This is a genomic window from Corynebacterium sp. TAE3-ERU16, assembly GCF_019209935.1.
Classification (GTDB): Bacteria; Actinomycetota; Actinomycetes; order Mycobacteriales; family Mycobacteriaceae; genus Corynebacterium; species Corynebacterium antarcticum.
Genome location: NZ_JAHUTN010000006.1, coordinates 83,100 through 100,415 on the forward strand (window position 1 = coordinate 83,100; position 17,316 = coordinate 100,415).

Consider the following 17,316-nt stretch of genomic DNA (forward strand, 5'->3'; position numbering starts at 1 on the left):
TAAGCTGATCGGTGGTGGGGCCGCGCGGGTGGCCGTCATTCGCGGCTAATCTGGATGCCATGACCCCGACGAGCCCCGCCCGCCGACCGGTACGCCGGATCGGTCGTAAAACCGGCCCGAAGCCGAGTTTCACGGTTGATGATGTCGTCGACGCCGCCCTGGAGATCGGTATCGCGCGGTTCACACTCGCCCGGGTCGCGAAACGGATAGGGGTGTCCACCTCCGCGGTCTACCGGTTGTTCGACAGCAGGGACGATCTCGTGCACGCCTGCCTCGCCCGCGGGGCGGCGTCGATGGAGTGGCCGAACGGCAACTCCGAATCCTGGCAGGAGGTGCTGCGCGAGTGGGCCGAGAGCTCATGGGAGGTGTGCGAACGGTACCCGGGTCTCGATGAGGTGCTGTTCACCTTCCCCGGCGCGTTCCGGCACGTCCAGGGCGTGGCGCGATCGCTGATCGAATCCCTGCGTGGGTTCGGGTTCACCGAACCCCAGGCCCTGTTCGCCCTGGACTTCATCGGGGACACGGTCATCTCCACCCACCTCAGCATCTCCGCGCTCCGCAACCAGGGCGAGGACGGACGGACCGGTTTCGAGCAGGTCGTCGCCGACGCGCGGGAGGATGACGCCTTCAAACCCCAGGAGTCGTGGATCGGCAGGGGCTTCCTGGATGCGAAGCTCGACTTCATCATCGCCGGTCTGGAGGAACGGCGACCGGAGGTGTAGGGGCACTGAACCTGTGGAATGGGCGACGCCCCGCTCCCGGCTGATGGCCGGGGCGGGGCGTTTCGTGGCGTGTGGGTGGCGCCGTCGGGCTCCGCGGGCAGCGATTACGCTCCGGTGAAGGCGGGGTTCTTCGCGTTCGCCCGGTTGACGGCCGAGGTGATGGCCTTGAGGGATGCGTAGGTGATGGAGCCGGCGATGCCGACGCCCCAGACGCGGGTGCCGTTGACGTCGGCGTAGACGTAGGCCGCGGCCTCGGCGTCGTCACCGGCGGTGCGGGCGTGCTGACTGTAGTCCTGGACCTCGACGTCGATTCCCAGGGTCTCGAGGGCGTTGGCGTACGCCGCGACGGGACCGTTGCCGTGCCCGGTGACGGTCTGCTCCTCACCGTTGTGGATGACGTGCGCGGTGACGGTGGCCTGGTCGTTCTCGGTCTCGGCGGCGTCGACGCGGACGGAGACCTGCTCCAGCGGTGCCCTCCGGTCCAGGTACTCGCCGGCGAAGATGTCCCACATGTTCTTGGAGTTGACCTCGCCGCCCTCGGAGTCGGTGACGGCCTGCACGGTGGCGGAGAACTCGACCTGCATGGGGCGTGGCAGCGCGATACCGTGGTCGGTCTTCATGATGTAGGCGACACCGCCCTTGCCGGACTGGCTGTTGACGCGGATGACCGCTTCGTAGGTGCGGCCGACGTCGCGGGGATCGATGGGCAGGTACGGCACCTCCCAGACGGAACCACGCAGTTCCTCGGGGGAGACGTCGGTGTGCGTGGCACCCTCGCGGACGCCGGCGGCCATGGCATCCAGGCCCTTGTTGATGGCGTCCTGGTGGGAGCCGGAGAACGCGGTGAACACCAGGTCGCCGCCGTAGGGGTGGCGCTCGGGGACACGCAGCTGGTTGCAGTACTCCACCGTGCGGCGGATCCGGTCGATGTCCGAGAAATCGATCTGCGGATCGACGCCCTGGGTGAACATGTTCAGCCCCAGGGTGACCAGGCAGACGTTGCCGGTGCGCTCACCGTTGCCGAACAGGCAGCCCTCGATACGGTCGGCGCCGGCCAGGTACCCCAGCTCGGCGGCCGCGACGCCGGTGCCGCGGTCGTTGTGCGGGTGCAGGGAGAGGATGACGGAGTCACGTTTCGCCAGATTGCGGTGCATCCACTCGATGGAATCGGCGTACACGTTCGGGGTGATCATCTCGACGGTGGAGGGCAGGTTCAGGATCACCGGGTTCTCCGGGGTCCCCTCCAGGACGTCGACCACCGCGTCGCAGACCTCCTTGGCGTATGCGACCTCGGTGCCGGAGAAGGACTCCGGGGAGTACTCCCAGCGCCAGTTGGTGCCCGGGTAGTCCGCGGCCAGGGACTTGACCAGCTCCGCGGCATCGGTGGCCAGCTTCTTGATCTGATCCTGATCCTTGCGGAACACCACGCGGCGCTGGAGCTTCGAGGTGGAGTTGTAGAAGTGCACGATGACGTTCTTCGCGCCCTCGCACGCCTCGAACGTGCGCCGGATCAGGTGCTCGCGGGCCTGCACCAGCACCTGGATGGTGACGTCGTCCGGGATGCGGTCGTTCTCGATGATGTCGCGGACGAAGTCGAAGTCGGTCTGGGACGCGGAGGGGAAACCGACCTCGATCTCCTTGAATCCCATCTGGACCAGCAGCTCGAACATGCGGCGCTTGCGCTCGGGGCTCATCGGGTCGATCAGTGCCTGGTTACCGTCGCGGAGATCCACCGCGCACCACTGCGGCGCACGGGTGATGCGCTTGTTGGGCCACGTGCGGTCCGGCAGCTCGATCGGTTCCACTTCCTCGTGGAACGGCTGGTAACGGTGGATCGGCATGTCGGAGGCGCGCTGCATGTTCCACGGGGCCTGGCCCTCGGCACGGGGGCCGGAGGGGGTGTTGATGTCAGCGGGCGCTGCAATGAATGCGTCAGAGGGGGCCATGAGAGGTTCAGTCCTTTGCTGGGCCCTTGCACAGGGCCGGTCGGGTGTGTGGTGGAGAAGTCACGACCGGCGGCAGAGCTCTACTCCGCGACGGGGTGCCGGTCGTGTCAGACCTTGTTCCACCCGCCGCGGCGGCTAAGGAGAAGTGCTCGCTGCATGGGGCGGAGTCTATCGAAAATAATCGTGTGGTGGGAAAGGGTTCTCATCATGTGGGAAATCGGTGATGTGGGCGGGAATCACGGCCGAGCCATGGCCGGGGTCATCCCGGATCGTCGGAATCGTGCGGGATTTTCCCCGAACCTGCAGGTGGAACGCTCTTCATTTGTGTATCCGCACAAATTCCGCGGTGAGGGGGCCGCCGCTTTCCGCACCGACACCCGAGTCCCGGGACGGATTCAACCGGCGGGGGAACGGGGGTAATTCAGCGATAATCCGAGGGCCGCCGGTGACGGGAAGGATTCCACTCCCGGGTCCCCGGGAACGGGATCCACGGGTGTGGCCCGGTAGGTTACGCGGAGCCGACCGCGGCCCGGATCCAGTCAACGAACGCCACGTAGGCGTCGGTGCCCGACGGACCCGGTGTCACGGCGTCCCTCGACGACGAAGGGGAGGGGTACCGGGATGATGAGCATGGTTCTCCCGGGGACTCGCCGGGTCCGGGGGCGCGTACCGGACGCGGTCGGATTCCGCCCGACGGCCCGGACCGTGGTGACGTCCCGATCCCACCGTCACCGTGCGGTCCGGCGGGGGAACGGAGCTTCTACCCGATGCCCTTGCGGGACAGCAGGAACGTCGAGACGATCATCGCGAGCAACGCCAGCGCCATCCACGTCCAGCTGAATCCGCTCACCGCGAACTTCTCCCCGAGGACCGCGTAACCCAGGACGAACGCGAAGATCGGTTCCGTGACCGTCATCGCCGGGAGCGACTGGCGTAAGGCCCCGGCGTTGAACGAGGACTGCTGGACCGCGGTCCCGAGAATTGCGCCGCCGAGCAGTGCGTATGATTCCCAGCTCAGCAGGATTCCGGTGAAGCCCCGGTGGACGAAGATGTCGACGAACGCCTTGGACAGCACCGCCACATAACCCATCACGCCACCGGTCACCATGCCGAGGAGGAGCGCCTTCTGGCGCCGGATTCGGGTGTAGGCGAGCCGGTCGATGAGAAACAGGAGTCCACCGCCCACGGCGAGCGCCGGAAGCCACCGGTTGAGGGGCGGCTCGAGCAGTCCCGGGCTCGGCCTGCCGAGAATGACCAGGACCGCCACGGCCGCGGTGAGAATCAGCGACCAGAAGGTCTCGGCCTTGCTGATCCGGCGACCGTCGTACACCGCGGACATCGGGAACGTGAACATGAGGGAGAGGACGAGAACCGGCTGCACGACGAGCAACGTACCGAACCCGAGTGCCGCGATCTGGAGCGCGTAACCGAGCAGTGCCGCGAAGGTACCCGCCCACCACATCGGTCGCCCGATGACCGCGAGGATCGGGGCACTCCGGAGACTGGTGCCGTCGCCCGGGGCCTCCTCAGCGATCCGGTGCCGGATGACGGTTCCCCAGGCGATGGTCAGTGCGGAGGCGAGGGCGAACAACACGGCGATGACGTTGCTCTGCACCCGTTACACGCTAGCGGATGCGTCCACGGGCGCCCGTATCCCGCCCGGAACACACCGGTCGCGTCAGTCGTCCGAGCGGCGCGGCGGTACGCCGGTGGCGGGCTGCTGCGGTACCGCCTTGTACGATGGTGTTTACTATTGCCGGAACAGACTTCAAACCCGAGAGGTGACGCGGTGGCACTGATCGTCCAGAAATATGGTGGGTCCTCGCTGGAGAGCGCCGAGCGCATCCGGCGCGTGGCTGAACGGATCGTCGCCACGAAGAAGCAGGGAAACGACGTCGTCGTGGTCTGCTCCGCGATGGGCGACACCACGGATGAGTTCCTGGATCTGGCCGCACAGGTCAATCCCGTTCCTCCCGCTCGGGAGATGGACATGCTGCTCACGGCCGGCGAGCGTATCTCGAACGCGCTGGTGGCCATGGCCATCGAGTCCTTCGGCGCGAAGGCGCAGTCCTTCACCGGGTCGCAGGCCGGTGTGCTCACGACGGAGCGCCACGGTAACGCCCGCATCGTCGACGTCACGCCCGACCGTGTCCGCGAGGCCCTCGACGAGGGCTGGATCTGTCTCGTCGCCGGTTTCCAGGGTGTGAACAAGGACACCCGCGACGTGACCACCCTCGGGCGGGGTGGCTCGGACACGACCGCCGTCGCACTCGCAGCGGCCCTGGGTGCCGACGTCTGCGAGATCTATTCGGATGTCGACGGTGTCTACACCGCGGATCCCCGCATCGTGAAGAACGCCCGCAAACTCGATCGGCTGTGCTTCGAGGAGATGCTCGAACTCGCGGCGGTGGGATCCAAGATCCTCGTGCTGCGCAGCGTCGAGTACGCCCGTGCATTCGGCGTCCCGATCCGGGTACGCTCGTCCTACAGCAACGACCCCGGCACGCTCGTGACCGGCTCAATGGAGGATATTCCCGTGGAAGAAGCAGTTCTCACCGGCGTCGCAACCGACCTCTCCGAGGCAAAGGTCACCGTTCTCGGAATCCCCGACTCCCCGGGCGAGGCCGCCCGTGTGTTCCGGGTTCTGGCGGACGCCGAGATCAACATCGACATGGTGCTGCAGAACATCTCCTCCCTGGAGGACAACCGCACCGACATCACCTTCACCTGCCCGCGCGCCGACGGGCCGCGGGCGATGGAGCTGCTGAAGAAGCTCCAGTCCGAGGGCGCCTGCGAGAACGTCCTGTACGACGACCAGATCGGCAAGGTCTCCCTCGTCGGTGCAGGGATGAAGTCCCACCCCGGCGTCACCGCCGTGTTCTGTGAGGCGCTGCGCGACTCCGGCGTCAACCTGGAGCTCATCTCCACCTCGGAGATCCGCATCTCGGTGCTCATCCGCGAGACCGACGTCGAGACCGCGGCACGCGCCCTCCACGACGCGTTCGAACTGGGCGGCGACACCGAAGCCACCGTCTACGCCGGTACCGGGCGCTGAAAAATATCCGCTTCACCGGCCACCGAGGGTCTCCCCGGACCGGCCGTCACCATGTAGCACTAAGGAGTTTCTGATCCCATGACCACCGTCGCCGTCGTCGGCGCAACCGGACAGGTCGGCCGCGTCATGCGCGCCATCCTCGAGGAGCGCGACTTCCCGCTGGACAACGTACGTTTCTTCGCCTCCGCCCGCTCCGCCGGCACCAAGCTGCCGTTCCGTGGCGAGGAGATCGAGGTCGAGGACCTCGCCGAAGTGACAGAGGAGTCCCTGAAGGGGATCGACATCGCGCTCTTCTCCGCGGGCGGATCCACCTCGAAGAAGTACGCCCCGGTGTTCGCCGCGGCAGGCGTCACCGTGGTGGACAACTCCTCCGCGTGGCGCAAGGACGACGAGGTCCCGCTGATCGTCTCCGAGGTGAATCCGGAGGCCAAGGAGAACGTGGTCAAGGGAATCATCGCGAACCCGAACTGCACCACGATGGCCGCCATGCCGGTGCTCAAGCCGCTGCACGACGCCGCGGGCCTGAACCGGCTGCACGTCTCCTCGTACCAGGCTGTCTCGGGTTCCGGTATCGCCGGGGTGGAGGCTCTGGCGAACCAGGTCGCGGAGGTCGGCTCCCGTTCCACCTCCCTGGCCCTCGACCCCTCGGCCGTCGCCCCCGCGGACACCGCCCCCTACGTCGCCCCGATCGCGTTCAACGTGGTGGCCCTCGCCGGCAACTACGTCGACGACGGCAGTGGTGAGACCGACGAGGAGCAGAAGCTGCGCAACGAGTCCCGGAAGATCCTGGGCATCCCCGAGCTGAAGGTCTCCGGTACCTGCATCCGTGTCCCGGTATTCACCGGACACACCCTGACCATCCACGCCGAGTTCGACCGGTCCATCACCCCCGAGGAAGCGACCCGTCTTCTCGAGGGTGCACCCGGAGTCACGGTCGTCGACGTGCCCACCCCGCTCGCCGCCACAGGTGGCGACGACTCCCTCGTCGGTCGGATCCGTCAGGATCAGACCGTCGACGACAACCGGGGCCTGGTGCTCGTCGTCTCCGGCGACAACCTGCGTAAGGGTGCGGCCCTGAATACCGTCCAGATCGCGGAGCTGCTGGTCTGACCGGCATTTTGCCCTTAGCGCCGTTCCTGACCGGAGCGGCGCTTTTTCGCGGCATTTAATTGGATACAGCTGACAATGGCGATCCGTGGGGTGGATCCTTCATGATTCGGCGCATTATTCTTAGCTGCATCTTAATGTGACTATTAAGCTTGCCGGCGAAGGGCGGACTCGTTGTCATTGACGTGTTCAACGGGTGGTCCTTTTGTTGCATTCCTAAACGTGCAGGTTAAGCGAATTAATATGGTGTCGTTTCGATATCTTCGCCGGAGGGAAATGGTCCGTTGTCTCCGGTTCGATGTAACATCTTGGCCCTGAGCGGGATTAAAGCTATGATTAAACATATAATTTCGTGTCATGTTCCCCGGCTGCACATTATGTGTAGCACAGCAATAATGTCCGCCATGCAAAACAAATAGCGGAACAAACACTTCCCGACGGACTCTCTCCGTCCGGAGAGCGAGGGACAATTGAACGAAAGCAATCGGGCCGCCAGACAACATCGGCGGACACGTCGAAAGGCACAGAAACTTTGAGTGAGCAACAGGACCGCAACTTTTTCGCGGACGGGGTCACCTTCATGATGAAACGAGCCCTGGTGCTGGTTTCTGTGGTGGCTCTGCTGGTCGCTATCGTGGCAGTGCAGATGTCCCCCCGGAACGCCTCCGCGGATGAGGCTCAGGCCTCTCACCCGTCCGAGTCGGCGGCCGCGGACGTTGAGTCCGATGGGTCGGCTCCGGCTTCCGGGGGGATCGACGTGTCTGACGTACCGCAGGCCGATGATGGGGAAGTTGGAACAGAGACAGGCAATCTCCCCAAGGATGAACCGTCGGTCATCGACACCGCGACCGAACTCAACGCGCCGGAGCTGCAGACACCGAAGCCCGCCGAGCGCCTCCCGCAGGAGTACGAGGACGCATTGGCGAACTGGCCGGCGGATGAGGCCTCGGAATTCCGCGAATACTATCTCGCACACCCGGATGAGCTTGAGTTAATCGATGTGAAGCGGCTCATTCGTGAAGGTACGCCCGTGGTGCAGAGATTCGACGTGCGGGCAGCGGGCAACGGTCCGTCTCACGACCCTTCCAAGGAATGTGGTCTGAAGATTGCGATCATCACCGATGTCACCTCGAGTATCAACGAAAACGATCCGAACGGGCTGCAGAAGATAAAAGACGCCACTAAGGCAGCGATTGATCAGCTGAGCGGGACGTCGACCACTCTCGGTCTCTACAATTTCGCGACGGACGCGAACCCCGTGCCTTCCGCGAAATACGAACCGCAGGTAATGACCCCTGAAAATGCCAGGCAGGCGAAACAAGCGGTAGATCGTCTGACCACTGGTTCGGGGGAGCGTTACAACATAACAAACTGGTATGAGGGATTGCGCCAGGTAGAAGGTGAGAATTTTGATTCTGTAATCTTCATTACTGATGGTGTTCCCAACGCACCCCCAAATGGTAATGGCGGTGGCCTTCAAATACCGAATGGTTTTTCCTTGCGAAAGGCTCAGGAGGTGGCAGACAGAATAACGGATAGGCGGAGTGGTGGTAAATACACCAGTGTATTTCCGATATTTATCGGTAATGATGACAGGCGGGAAGTTAACCTACCTTATTGTAGAGTTGTAAATGAAAAGAATATTTGTACTCAGGTCGGTTTTATAATTGGATTACCAAAGAACATCGCTTCGTTTGTCGATAAAACTCAACGCCCGCGTGGCGTGGAGTACTCGGATGTGACAAAGATGAGCGCTTTTGCTCCGTCACTGTCAGAATCTGAGCTTGCTAATGTTGATTGCAACTCTCGGGAAACATATAATGTTCCGGGATATGGCATTCTGTATCACAACGGTTCGTGCACAATTGATGTCGACGGAAGAAAGAAAGACGTATTCACGAAAGGTAAGTCACAGCCATCTCTTATTGCTGGATCACTGTCGCGTGACGGAAAAGCCACAGTCATCGATGAGTTTGGAGCGCTCGCCGTAAAACTGAAGAAGTTGACTGAAGGCTGCCAGGTCAATCCTCCCGCTCCCAAGATCTCTTTTGAGAAGTACGTCAAAGCGTGGAATACCGATGCCGTGGAAGCGGACAGCAAAAAAGATGCGCTGGATCTACGTAACGATAACGACCACGGTAGCTTTAGTCAGGATTTCGTGGTCACCAACAAGGGTGTCTCGCCCATCGGATACTTTGAACTCACCGATAGACAGTTGGAGGTACCTTCTTCCGAGGATGATTCACTGTCGCTCGACGGGCTTACCTGTTCTGGCGCCGAGGTGAACCTGTCCTCCGACAAGAAAACCGCGAGGATCACACCGAATAATCCCGTGTCCGAAAACCAGAGCGTCAGGTGCACCCAGACCCTCGACATCGGCAGCGTGACATTCAGAAACGTCGACAACCCCACGGCTCCGGATAAATTCTTCGGTGATGAGGCAACTGTCACAGCTAAAACCAGCGCTCAATCCACTCAGGCGACGACGGTCAAGGACGCAGCGTGGGCTAAGTCGCAGCCGGATCTCCAGATCTTCAAGAGCTACAACCCCGGTACACCGCGTACGATCACAGGAAAGGTCGGACAGCAGTTCACCGCCGACTACAACATAATCCTCACAAACAACTCCTACGTGGAGGGTAGTTTCCCCGCGATCATCGACACACCCAAACCGGCCCCCGGTCTGAGAATCGTGTCAATGACCGCTTTTGACAGGGAAATAGATAGAAACTCGAGCGGAAATCTGTCCGCGCAGCAGGAAGTCATCCGGGGTGGTTCCGCCAACCTGACACATGAAAGCGGCAACTCCTGGAAGTTGGCTTCCGGAGATCTCCTTCCGTTCAAGCCCAGATCCAAGGGACAGCTCAGACTCCGGGTCACCTACGAGGTGGAGAGAGTTCTCCAGGGTAAGGAATCGGAGAAGTACATCTGCAAGAAGGTCCGTGGCAGTGCGAACAACGGCACCGGACTGAACAACACACTGGATGTGGAGACCGGAAGCGGCCTCACGCCGGTTGCGGGTGACACCCGAGATGTGTGTTACTCGGTCCTTCGCGCCGATACATCCGTGATCAAGAAGATCAACGGTGCAGGGGACCCGGTCAACCCCGCGGACGGGGTCACCGAACAGAAGGCTGGCAAGACCGTCGACAACCCCGAGAATAAGGACAGCTTCAGCGTCTCCTACGTGATCCGGAACGACAGTCGAAGCGGTCGGAAGTACTCTGCCGACCGTCCGAATGCGGATCTTCCACCCTCGGATATCGTGTCCGTCAAGCTGGAAGATTACGCCCTGGACGATGCAGGCGTCCGGACCGGCGACAAAGTCAATGTTCAGGAACTCGCCTGCAGCGGAAACGATTCGACGAAGGCGCGCGGAACATACGACGCCGATAGCGACACCGTCACCTTCGATCCCGCGCTCCCCGCAGGTGAATCCGTGACCTGTACCGGAACGGTGCATCTGCAGAACCTCGGATCACACGTCTACGGTGGGGTCCACGGTGACGAGGTCGTCGTCACACCGACCTACAGACTCAACGTCGGGCAGACTCCGGGTGAAATACCGTCCAACGATGACTCGGATGAGATGACCGTGACCGGACCGGAGGAATCGGATAAGGCATGGGTGAGGTTCCCGTCCTCCTCTGTAAAGGTAGAGAAACTCATCAACGACGAAGAGGCTGACTCGAAGGAGACAGCCGCGGCAGTCATCCCCGGTGCGCCGACCGTGAAAATCTCCTACCGGGTTACCAACGATGGAAATGGTGACATCGCGAGCTTCATCGTCAGCGACCGGTACGGCGAGAACGCGGACAGCGGTGAACGCATGAATATCGGAGAAATGCAGTGCGATAAGAACGCAACCGTGAACGTCAGCGGACCCGAAGCCGCCGTCAGTCCTGCAGCAGCTCTCGGTCGAGGTGAGTCCATCACCTGCTGGTGGAATGCCTCGAACCCGTCCGCCATGAGGTACAACGATGACAGCTACCACGTGGACACCGCCACCGTGAACGCGACATTCCGGCAGGACTTCATCGGCGACATCCAGGCCTCCGACTCCGCCTGGGCCATCCAACTGAAGTCCCTCGACGGAAAACTGCCGAAATCCGGAGGTCTCGGCATCGCCCCGTTCGGTTTGGGCGCACTGATCCTGTTCGCCGGAGCACTGTTCATATCCCGCCGACAGCGAAAGGCCTGATCCCGTGAACGCACCCGTATTCTTCAGGCAACGTGCAGGACCAGCTGTTGCCGGAACCGCATTCGAGTTCAGGTAGATTCATCCGGCCCGGTGGTACAAGACCGGTCCAGCAAGACACGAGCGAAACGATCGCACAAACCCAGCCCACTTGGGCAGGCCCCGCAGGGGCACAGAAAGGCAATATCATGAAGAACAACACCCGCACGCTCCGCGCTGCGACCCAGGCCACCGTCATCGCGCTGGCTTTCGCCACCGCATCCATCGGCGCCCCCGCCGCATTCGCGGAAGGCCCCGGTGGGGTGTCGTCCGAGACGAACACCCCCCCGGCTCCCGAGGCCAGCACCGGCGCCTACAGCAGCGGAATCGACGCAAACCACAAGGTTAGCCTGACAATCAACAAGCGGCTCAACGCCAACACCACCAACGACCCCAACGGTAAGGAAGATCCCAAGGTCAACGGTACGGCGCTCGGAGGCGTGACGTTCTCCATTCAGAAGATCAACAAGGACATCACCACCAAGGAGGGCTTCCAGGCCGCTGCCGCGCTGACCCCGGACGCGCTGACCTCCCCGGAGAAGAAACAAGAGTTGTTGGTCGGCCCTGTCCACACCAAGACCACCAGCGATGGTAGTGGTTCCGTGACGTTCTCCACGGATGAGGACGCCATCACCCCCGGCGCGTACCTCGTCGAGGAAACCGACGTACCCGAGGGTGTCGTCAAGGGCGACGATTTCATCGTATTCCTGCCGATGACTGACCCGGAGGGCACCGGATGGAACTACGATGTCGTCGCCTACCCCAAGAACACCAAGATGACCGTGACCAAGGAAATCTCCGGTGGCGAGGACGCCAACGCCGGTGACGTCCTCGAGTACACCCTGAAGACGAATCGCCCCCCGTTCGACAAGGAGCGCTCCTACCTGACCTTCTTCAATTTCGAGGATTCCCTCCCCGATGAGCTTCGCCTCAAGAACGAAGAAGACCACAAGGTCATCGTCAAGATCGGCGATCAGACTCTGACGGAGGGTGACGATTACGTCGTTACAAAATCGAATGACAGAGAGGGCGGGAACGAGGACGTCGCGATCAACTTCACCAACGGCGGCCTCGTCAAACTTCGGGATGCTGACGATAACGCCATCGTAAGTGCCGTTCTCCCCGTCGAGGTTCAGAAGATCGAAGCAGGGCGAGACGGTAAAGCAGCTAACGTCGGTAGTGCCAATTACGAGCTGAAGAAAAAGACGTCTGGTAATGCCTCGGAGGACCCCGCTGGCAAGACCCCCACCGAAACCCCGGAGAAGCCCACGGGCACTACATCCGGTGAAAGCCCCGCGGTTAAGAGCCGCTGGGCGAACATCAAGATCAACAAGACCGGCGAGGGTTCCAGCAAGAACCTCTCCGGTGCAGAATTCAAGATCTACCGTTGCACGGACAAGGACCACTACGTGTCTGAGGCACTCACCGTCGGTGACGAAGACAGCTGGACCACCGATGCCGGAGTGGCCACAATAAAGTCCGTCATCGTCCCCGGCGAAGGCGATGACTTCAATTACTGCCTTGAAGAGGTCAAGGCACCCAAGGGTTACGAACTGCTCGTTGAGCCGGTCGTCGTGGACGTCAGGACCATCGGGGAGGACGCAACCGCCGTCGACGTGAACATCACCAACCTCAAGTCCACGTCCTCGAAGCTGCCCTCCACCGGTGGCGCCGGTGTGGGCCTGCTGATGGCACTCGGTGCCTCGATCCTCGGACTCGGTGCGTTCGCCGCGAAGCGCGCGTCCCGCAAGTCCCAGTGACCCTGCGTCACTGAACCCTCGGTTCCGCCGGTCCCGGTGGAACCGAGGGCCCGTGGGTACGGCTACCTCGCCGTACCCACGGGAGAAGGCTCGTGGGGAGCCTCTGATCCCCACCACTTTTAGTTGGTTCACTGATCTGGAGTAGTTGATGGCGCAAGAAGTACTTACCGAAGTCTCGGCCGGAGAGAACTCCGCGGACAAGCCCGGGAGGAAACTCTCCGCGATCCTGCTCCCGATTCTCCTGGTCATCGCGGGTGTGGCCATCCTGATCTACCCGGTCGTGTCCACACAATGGAACAACTACCGCCAGGCGGACGTCGCGAGACGCTACTCGGAGGTCATCCAGGAGCAGAGCCCCGAGAAACTCAGCGAACAGGTTGAGCGTGCCCGCCAGTACAACAACGAGCACATCAACGGGCCGATCCTGGATCCCTGGCTCGCCCGCGTGAGTGAAGACAACGCTGCGTATCAGGAATATCTGGATCAGTTGAACACAGATTTCGCGATGGCGCAGATCGTCGTCCCCAAAGCCGAGATCAATCTTCCGGTCTATCACGGTTCCGACGACCGGACCCTCGAGAAGGGAGTGGGGCACCTCTTCGGTTCCGCCCTGCCCGTCGGGGGAGAGGGGACCCACGCGGTTCTCACCGGCCACACCGGATTGACCAACGCCACCCTCTTCGACAACCTCACCAGGCTGAAGGAAGGGGACGCCTTCTACCTGAATACCTTCGGTGAGCGGATGAAATACCAGGTGGACCAGATCAAGGTCGTTCTGCCGGAGGAGGTCGACGATCTGCGCGCGGTTCCGGGCCGGGATCTCGTCACCCTGGTCACCTGCACCCCCTACGGGATCAACTCGCACCGCCTCCTGGTCCGCGGGACACGGGTCCCCCTTGATCCGGCCGAGGAGCAGGAAGCCTTCCGGGAGACCGGAGGCATCGTGTGGCAGTGGTGGATGATCGCGGCCATCGCCGCAGCAGCGCTCGCGTTGATCTTCCTCTTCGTCTGGCTCTGGAGGGCAGTGTTCGGCTCGAGGGCCACGACCCGCGGTAGGCACGCCGCTTCACGTAATGACGACAGAGAACCGGTGAAACAGTGAAATCTGCATCGACGATGAAAACACGCACGGCCGCCGTACTCCTGGCTGCGACACTGTCGGCGGCAATGGTCCCCTCGGCGCACGCTGAGGTCGTCACCGGCAACGACGCGGGACTGTCGGTTGACGGCATCCAGGCCGGACGCTCCGTCCAGCTGACCATCCACAAGGCGGCCCCCAACCCGTTCGACGATGTTCCCCCCGGAGAGCTCCCACCGGGCGGAGTCGCCGGAGCCACCTTCACCCTGGAACGCCTCGGCGGCTACTCACTGGGAGACCCGCTGGTGTGGGACAGTTTCAGGACGCTCAGTGTCGAAGACACAGAGTCCGCGGAGGTTCTCGACCGTTTCTCCGCTGTGACGGACACCGACGGGAACGCCGTATTCAGCGATCTCCCCCAGGGGCTCTATCGGGTACGGGAGACGCCACCCGCCGATCCGTCGAAGGAATTCCGGATCTCGGCGCCGTTCCTCATCACGCTTCCGGTCGCGGATGCGGAGGGCAGTTCCTGGGCCTACGAGGTCACCATCACGCCGAAGAACAAGCCCCACGAGCCGATTCCGGGTTCGTCAGGAAGTTCGTCCGGTGGGATCATCCCCATCCCCGTACCGATCCCCGTTCCCGGCCACGGAGGTTCATCGTCCGGCAGCACCGACACCTCCTCCGACGGCCCCTCCTCCACCACGGAGCCCGGTGGCGGCCCCGTGGTGGAGGAGACGGGCCCGTCGAAAGGTATCGCGAGTTATCTCCCCAACACCGGAGCGGACGTTCTGTCGATTTCGTTGATCGGTATCCTGTCGATGGTCCTCGGTTTCTTCCTGCTCCGCCGCAGGCGGACCTCCGGAGAATAGGTGGGTGAGTCCCCCGCGGACTCACCGGTCAATCGACCGCGCGGGCACATCCCATCGGACGTACTTGCGCGGTCGCTCCATCGGCGGTCGCAGCATCGGTACGCCGGTGGTGACGGTCAGTTCACGTGCTCGGTGACCGTGGCCGAATCATCGTCATCCAGCACCGCAGCGGCTATGTCCGCGCGCGCCCGAGCGACCCGGGAACGGATCGTGCCCGTACGGACGCCGGCGATCTTCGCGGCCTCCTCGTAGGTGTAGCCGAGCACCTGGGTTAGGATCAGAGCCTCGCGGCGGTCCTCGGGGAGGGCGTCGATCAGCATGCGCGCGTCGACCCACTCGGTCCATGAATCAGAGCTCGCCGCCCCCGCGGCCGCGTCCTGGTACTCGACCGCGGACTTCCGGGGGCGGGCCATGTCGTGGCGGATGTTGTCCACCCAGACGCGACGCGCCAGAGAGAGGATCCAGGTACGGGCCGAGGACCGCGCGGCGAACCGGGGGAGTGCGCCCATGACACGGAGATAGGTCTCCTGGGTGAGATCGTCGGCGATGTCGGGGCCGCCGAGGTGTGCGAGCAGGCGCCAGACGTCGCCCTGGGTGGCGGAGACGAACTCGGCCAGGGCGGTGCGGTCGCCGCGGCCGGCCCTGAGGGCCAGCTCGGTGACCTGCGCGTCCCGCTGCGCCCGATCGCTCTCACCTGATGACTTCACATCCCGGAATATACCAGCGCACAGGTGCGTCTCCATGTCTCCGGGCGACCCGATCGAGTGTGGCGGAAGCGTGCATCCTCCGAAAGTTGGTATTTGGTCATATCTCTGGCGCACCGTAATTAAATGGCATAGACTTTGAGTCAGAAGTGACCGATAGGTAAATCTAAGGGTTGCTTGACCTACCCCTCACCCCAGCCCAGTCGAGGAGACACACCCGCATGACCAACCAGAACGGCAACACCCCCGAGCCGACCGTCGACGACATCGTGTCCGCCGGACAGTGCCCGGTCGCCCACGGTTCCACGACGAGCCTCGCCGGAGCCCCCGTGCCCAGCGAGAACCACTCCGTGACCCAGGGACGACAGGGGAGCATCGACCTGCGCGACTTCCACCTCGTGGAGAAGCTCGCCCACTTCAACCGTGAGCGCGTCCCGGAGCGCGTCGTCCACGCCAAGGGATCCGGCGCCTTCGGTGAGCTCACCGTCACCGAGGACGTCTCGAAGTACACCTGCGCCGCCCTCTTCCAGCCCGGTACCGTCACCCCGATGCTGGCCCGTTTCTCGACGGTCGCGGGCGAGCAGGGTTCCGCCGACGCACTGCGCGACGTCCGCGGATTCTCGCTGAAGTTCTACACCACCGAGGGCAACTACGACCTCGTCGGAAACAACACCCCCGTCTTCTTCATCCGCGACGGCATCAAGTTCCCCGACTTCATCCACTCCCAGAAGCGCATGCCCGGCAGCGGCCTGCAGGACTGGAACATGCGATGGGACTTCTGGACCCGCACCCCGGAATCCGCCCACCAGGTCACCTACCTGATGGGTGACCGCGGTATCCCGAAGGACTTCCGGCACATGGACGGATTCGGTTCCCACACCTACCAGTGGGTCAACGAGGCCGGCGAGCGCTTCTGGGTGAAGTACCACTTCAAGACCCGGCAGGGATGGGAGACCCTCACCGACGCAGAGGCGGCGGAGACCGTCGCCGCCAACCCGGACTCCTCCCGCGAGGACCTCTACAACGCGATCGAGAACGGCGACTACCCGACCTGGGACGTCAAGGTGCAGATCATGCCGGTCGATGAGGCGGAGAGCTACCGCTTCAACCCCTTCGATCTGACCAAGACGTGGTCCCAGAAGGATTATCCACTGATCCACGTCGGCCACTTCACGCTCAACCGCAACCCGCGCAACTTCTTCGCGCAGATCGAGCAGGCCGCATTCGCCCCCTCCAACCTGGTCCGCGGCATCGGGTTCTCCCCGGACAAGATGCTCATCGCCCGCGGCTTCGCCTACGCGGACGCCCACCGTTACCGCGTCGGTGCGAACAGTGAGCAGCTGCCGGTCAACCGGCCCGTCTGCCCGGTCAACAGCTACTCCAAGGACGGCGCGATGACCTACGAGTTCGACGCTCCGGAGCAGCCCGTCTACAGCCCGAACCAGACGGAGCGGCAGGCAGGGTATCTGGACGACGGTGGGGAGACCTCCGGTTCGGGTGTCACCGTCGGAACCGCAGGTGACCTCGGCCTGTGGGACAGCACCCACGGCACCGACTTCACCCGTGGCGCCTACGTCCGGCATCCCGAGGACGACGACTTCATCCAGGCCGGCACCCTCGTCCGCGAGGTCATGGACGACGCCGCCCGTGAGCGTCTCGCGGGCAACATCGCCCGCACGATGGACGGCATCACCAGCGAGGTGGAGAAGCAGGTCTACGAGTACTGGACCAATGTCGACGGATGGCTCGGCAATCGCGTGCGTGAGTTGCGTTCCGACGCCTCCAGCTAGTTTTGGCGTATCGGGGAACGGCCCCACGACCCCGGTCGCGGGGCC

Annotated in this window: 11 protein-coding genes; 8 read left to right on the plus strand and 3 right to left on the minus strand. The window is 63.0% G+C overall.

The genetic code is table 11. The features are described 5' to 3' along the window. Nucleotides 1-59 precede the first annotated feature (59 nt). Nucleotides 60-722 carry a TetR/AcrR family transcriptional regulator gene (locus KRX55_RS07700; protein ID WP_218407177.1) on the plus strand — a complete coding sequence of 221 codons (663 nt, stop codon included), beginning with the start codon at nt 60-62 and terminating at the stop codon, nt 720-722. Between the two features lie 104 nt (nt 723-826). On the opposite strand, the gene leuA is transcribed toward KRX55_RS07700, so the two are convergent. Together leuA and KRX55_RS07710 are read right to left on the minus strand one after the other, a co-directional pair. Further along, nucleotides 827-2,668 carry a 2-isopropylmalate synthase gene (leuA, locus tag KRX55_RS07705; protein ID WP_218407178.1) on the minus strand — a complete coding sequence of 614 codons (1,842 nt, stop codon included), beginning with the start codon at nt 2,666-2,668 and terminating at the stop codon, nt 827-829. A gap of 760 nt (nt 2,669-3,428) precedes the next feature. Then, nucleotides 3,429-4,283 (minus strand): DMT family transporter, encoded by an 855-nt coding sequence (locus tag KRX55_RS07710; protein ID WP_218407179.1) that lies wholly within the window; start codon nt 4,281-4,283, stop codon nt 3,429-3,431. Between the two features lie 174 nt (nt 4,284-4,457). Between KRX55_RS07710 and KRX55_RS07715 the strand changes: the two genes are divergently transcribed. The 6 genes from KRX55_RS07715 (at nt 4,458) to KRX55_RS07740 (ending at nt 14,777) form a co-directional block, all read left to right on the plus strand. Continuing rightward, entirely contained in the window at nt 4,458-5,723 is a 1,266-nt protein-coding gene (locus KRX55_RS07715) for an aspartate kinase (protein WP_218407180.1), read from the plus strand. Nucleotides 5,724-5,801: 78 nt separating this feature from the next. After that, complete coding sequence (locus KRX55_RS07720) at nt 5,802-6,833, plus strand: aspartate-semialdehyde dehydrogenase (RefSeq protein ID WP_218407181.1); 1,032 nt, start codon at nt 5,802-5,804, stop codon at nt 6,831-6,833. 529 nt (nt 6,834-7,362) lie between these two features. Continuing rightward, complete coding sequence (locus tag KRX55_RS07725) at nt 7,363-11,031, plus strand: vWA domain-containing protein (RefSeq protein ID WP_218407182.1); 3,669 nt, start codon at nt 7,363-7,365, stop codon at nt 11,029-11,031. A gap of 185 nt (nt 11,032-11,216) precedes the next feature. Next, nucleotides 11,217-12,827 carry a SpaH/EbpB family LPXTG-anchored major pilin gene (locus KRX55_RS07730; protein WP_218407183.1) on the plus strand — a complete coding sequence of 537 codons (1,611 nt, stop codon included), beginning with the start codon at nt 11,217-11,219 and terminating at the stop codon, nt 12,825-12,827. 148 nt (nt 12,828-12,975) lie between these two features. Next, nucleotides 12,976-13,929, plus strand: a complete 954-nt coding sequence (locus tag KRX55_RS07735) for a class C sortase (protein ID WP_218407184.1) — start codon at nt 12,976-12,978, stop codon at nt 13,927-13,929. 14 nt (nt 13,930-13,943) lie between these two features. Further along, the gene (locus KRX55_RS07740; RefSeq protein WP_218407257.1) at nt 13,944-14,777 is read left to right on the plus strand and encodes a pilin N-terminal domain-containing protein; all 834 of its coding nucleotides are present in this window, start codon (nt 13,944-13,946) and stop codon (nt 14,775-14,777) included. 116 nt (nt 14,778-14,893) lie between these two features. Here KRX55_RS07740 and KRX55_RS07745 read toward each other — a convergent pair whose 3' ends face one another. Further along, complete coding sequence (locus KRX55_RS07745) at nt 14,894-15,484, minus strand: RNA polymerase sigma factor (protein ID WP_198738908.1); 591 nt, start codon at nt 15,482-15,484, stop codon at nt 14,894-14,896. Between the two features lie 218 nt (nt 15,485-15,702). Here KRX55_RS07745 and KRX55_RS07750 point away from each other — a divergent pair, with 218 nt between their 5' ends. Then, the gene (locus KRX55_RS07750) at nt 15,703-17,271 is read left to right on the plus strand and encodes a catalase (RefSeq protein WP_218407185.1); all 1,569 of its coding nucleotides are present in this window, start codon (nt 15,703-15,705) and stop codon (nt 17,269-17,271) included. Nucleotides 17,272-17,316: the final 45 nt, after the last annotated feature.

What these genes read in the sequence shown, in the direction of transcription:
- KRX55_RS07700 (WP_218407177.1), top strand. Translation starts at nt 60, where the DNA reads ATGACCCCGACGAGCCCCGCCCGCCGACCGGTACGCCGGATCGGTCGT.
- leuA (WP_218407178.1), bottom strand. Translation starts at nt 2,668, where the DNA reads ATGGCCCCCTCTGACGCATTCATTGCAGCGCCCGCTGACATCAACACC.
- KRX55_RS07720 (WP_218407181.1), top strand. Translation starts at nt 5,802, where the DNA reads ATGACCACCGTCGCCGTCGTCGGCGCAACCGGACAGGTCGGCCGCGTC.
- KRX55_RS07730 (WP_218407183.1), top strand. Translation starts at nt 11,217, where the DNA reads ATGAAGAACAACACCCGCACGCTCCGCGCTGCGACCCAGGCCACCGTC.
- KRX55_RS07735 (WP_218407184.1), top strand. Translation starts at nt 12,976, where the DNA reads ATGGCGCAAGAAGTACTTACCGAAGTCTCGGCCGGAGAGAACTCCGCG.
- KRX55_RS07740 (WP_218407257.1), top strand. Translation starts at nt 13,944, where the DNA reads ATGAAAACACGCACGGCCGCCGTACTCCTGGCTGCGACACTGTCGGCG.
- KRX55_RS07750 (WP_218407185.1), top strand. Translation starts at nt 15,703, where the DNA reads ATGACCAACCAGAACGGCAACACCCCCGAGCCGACCGTCGACGACATC.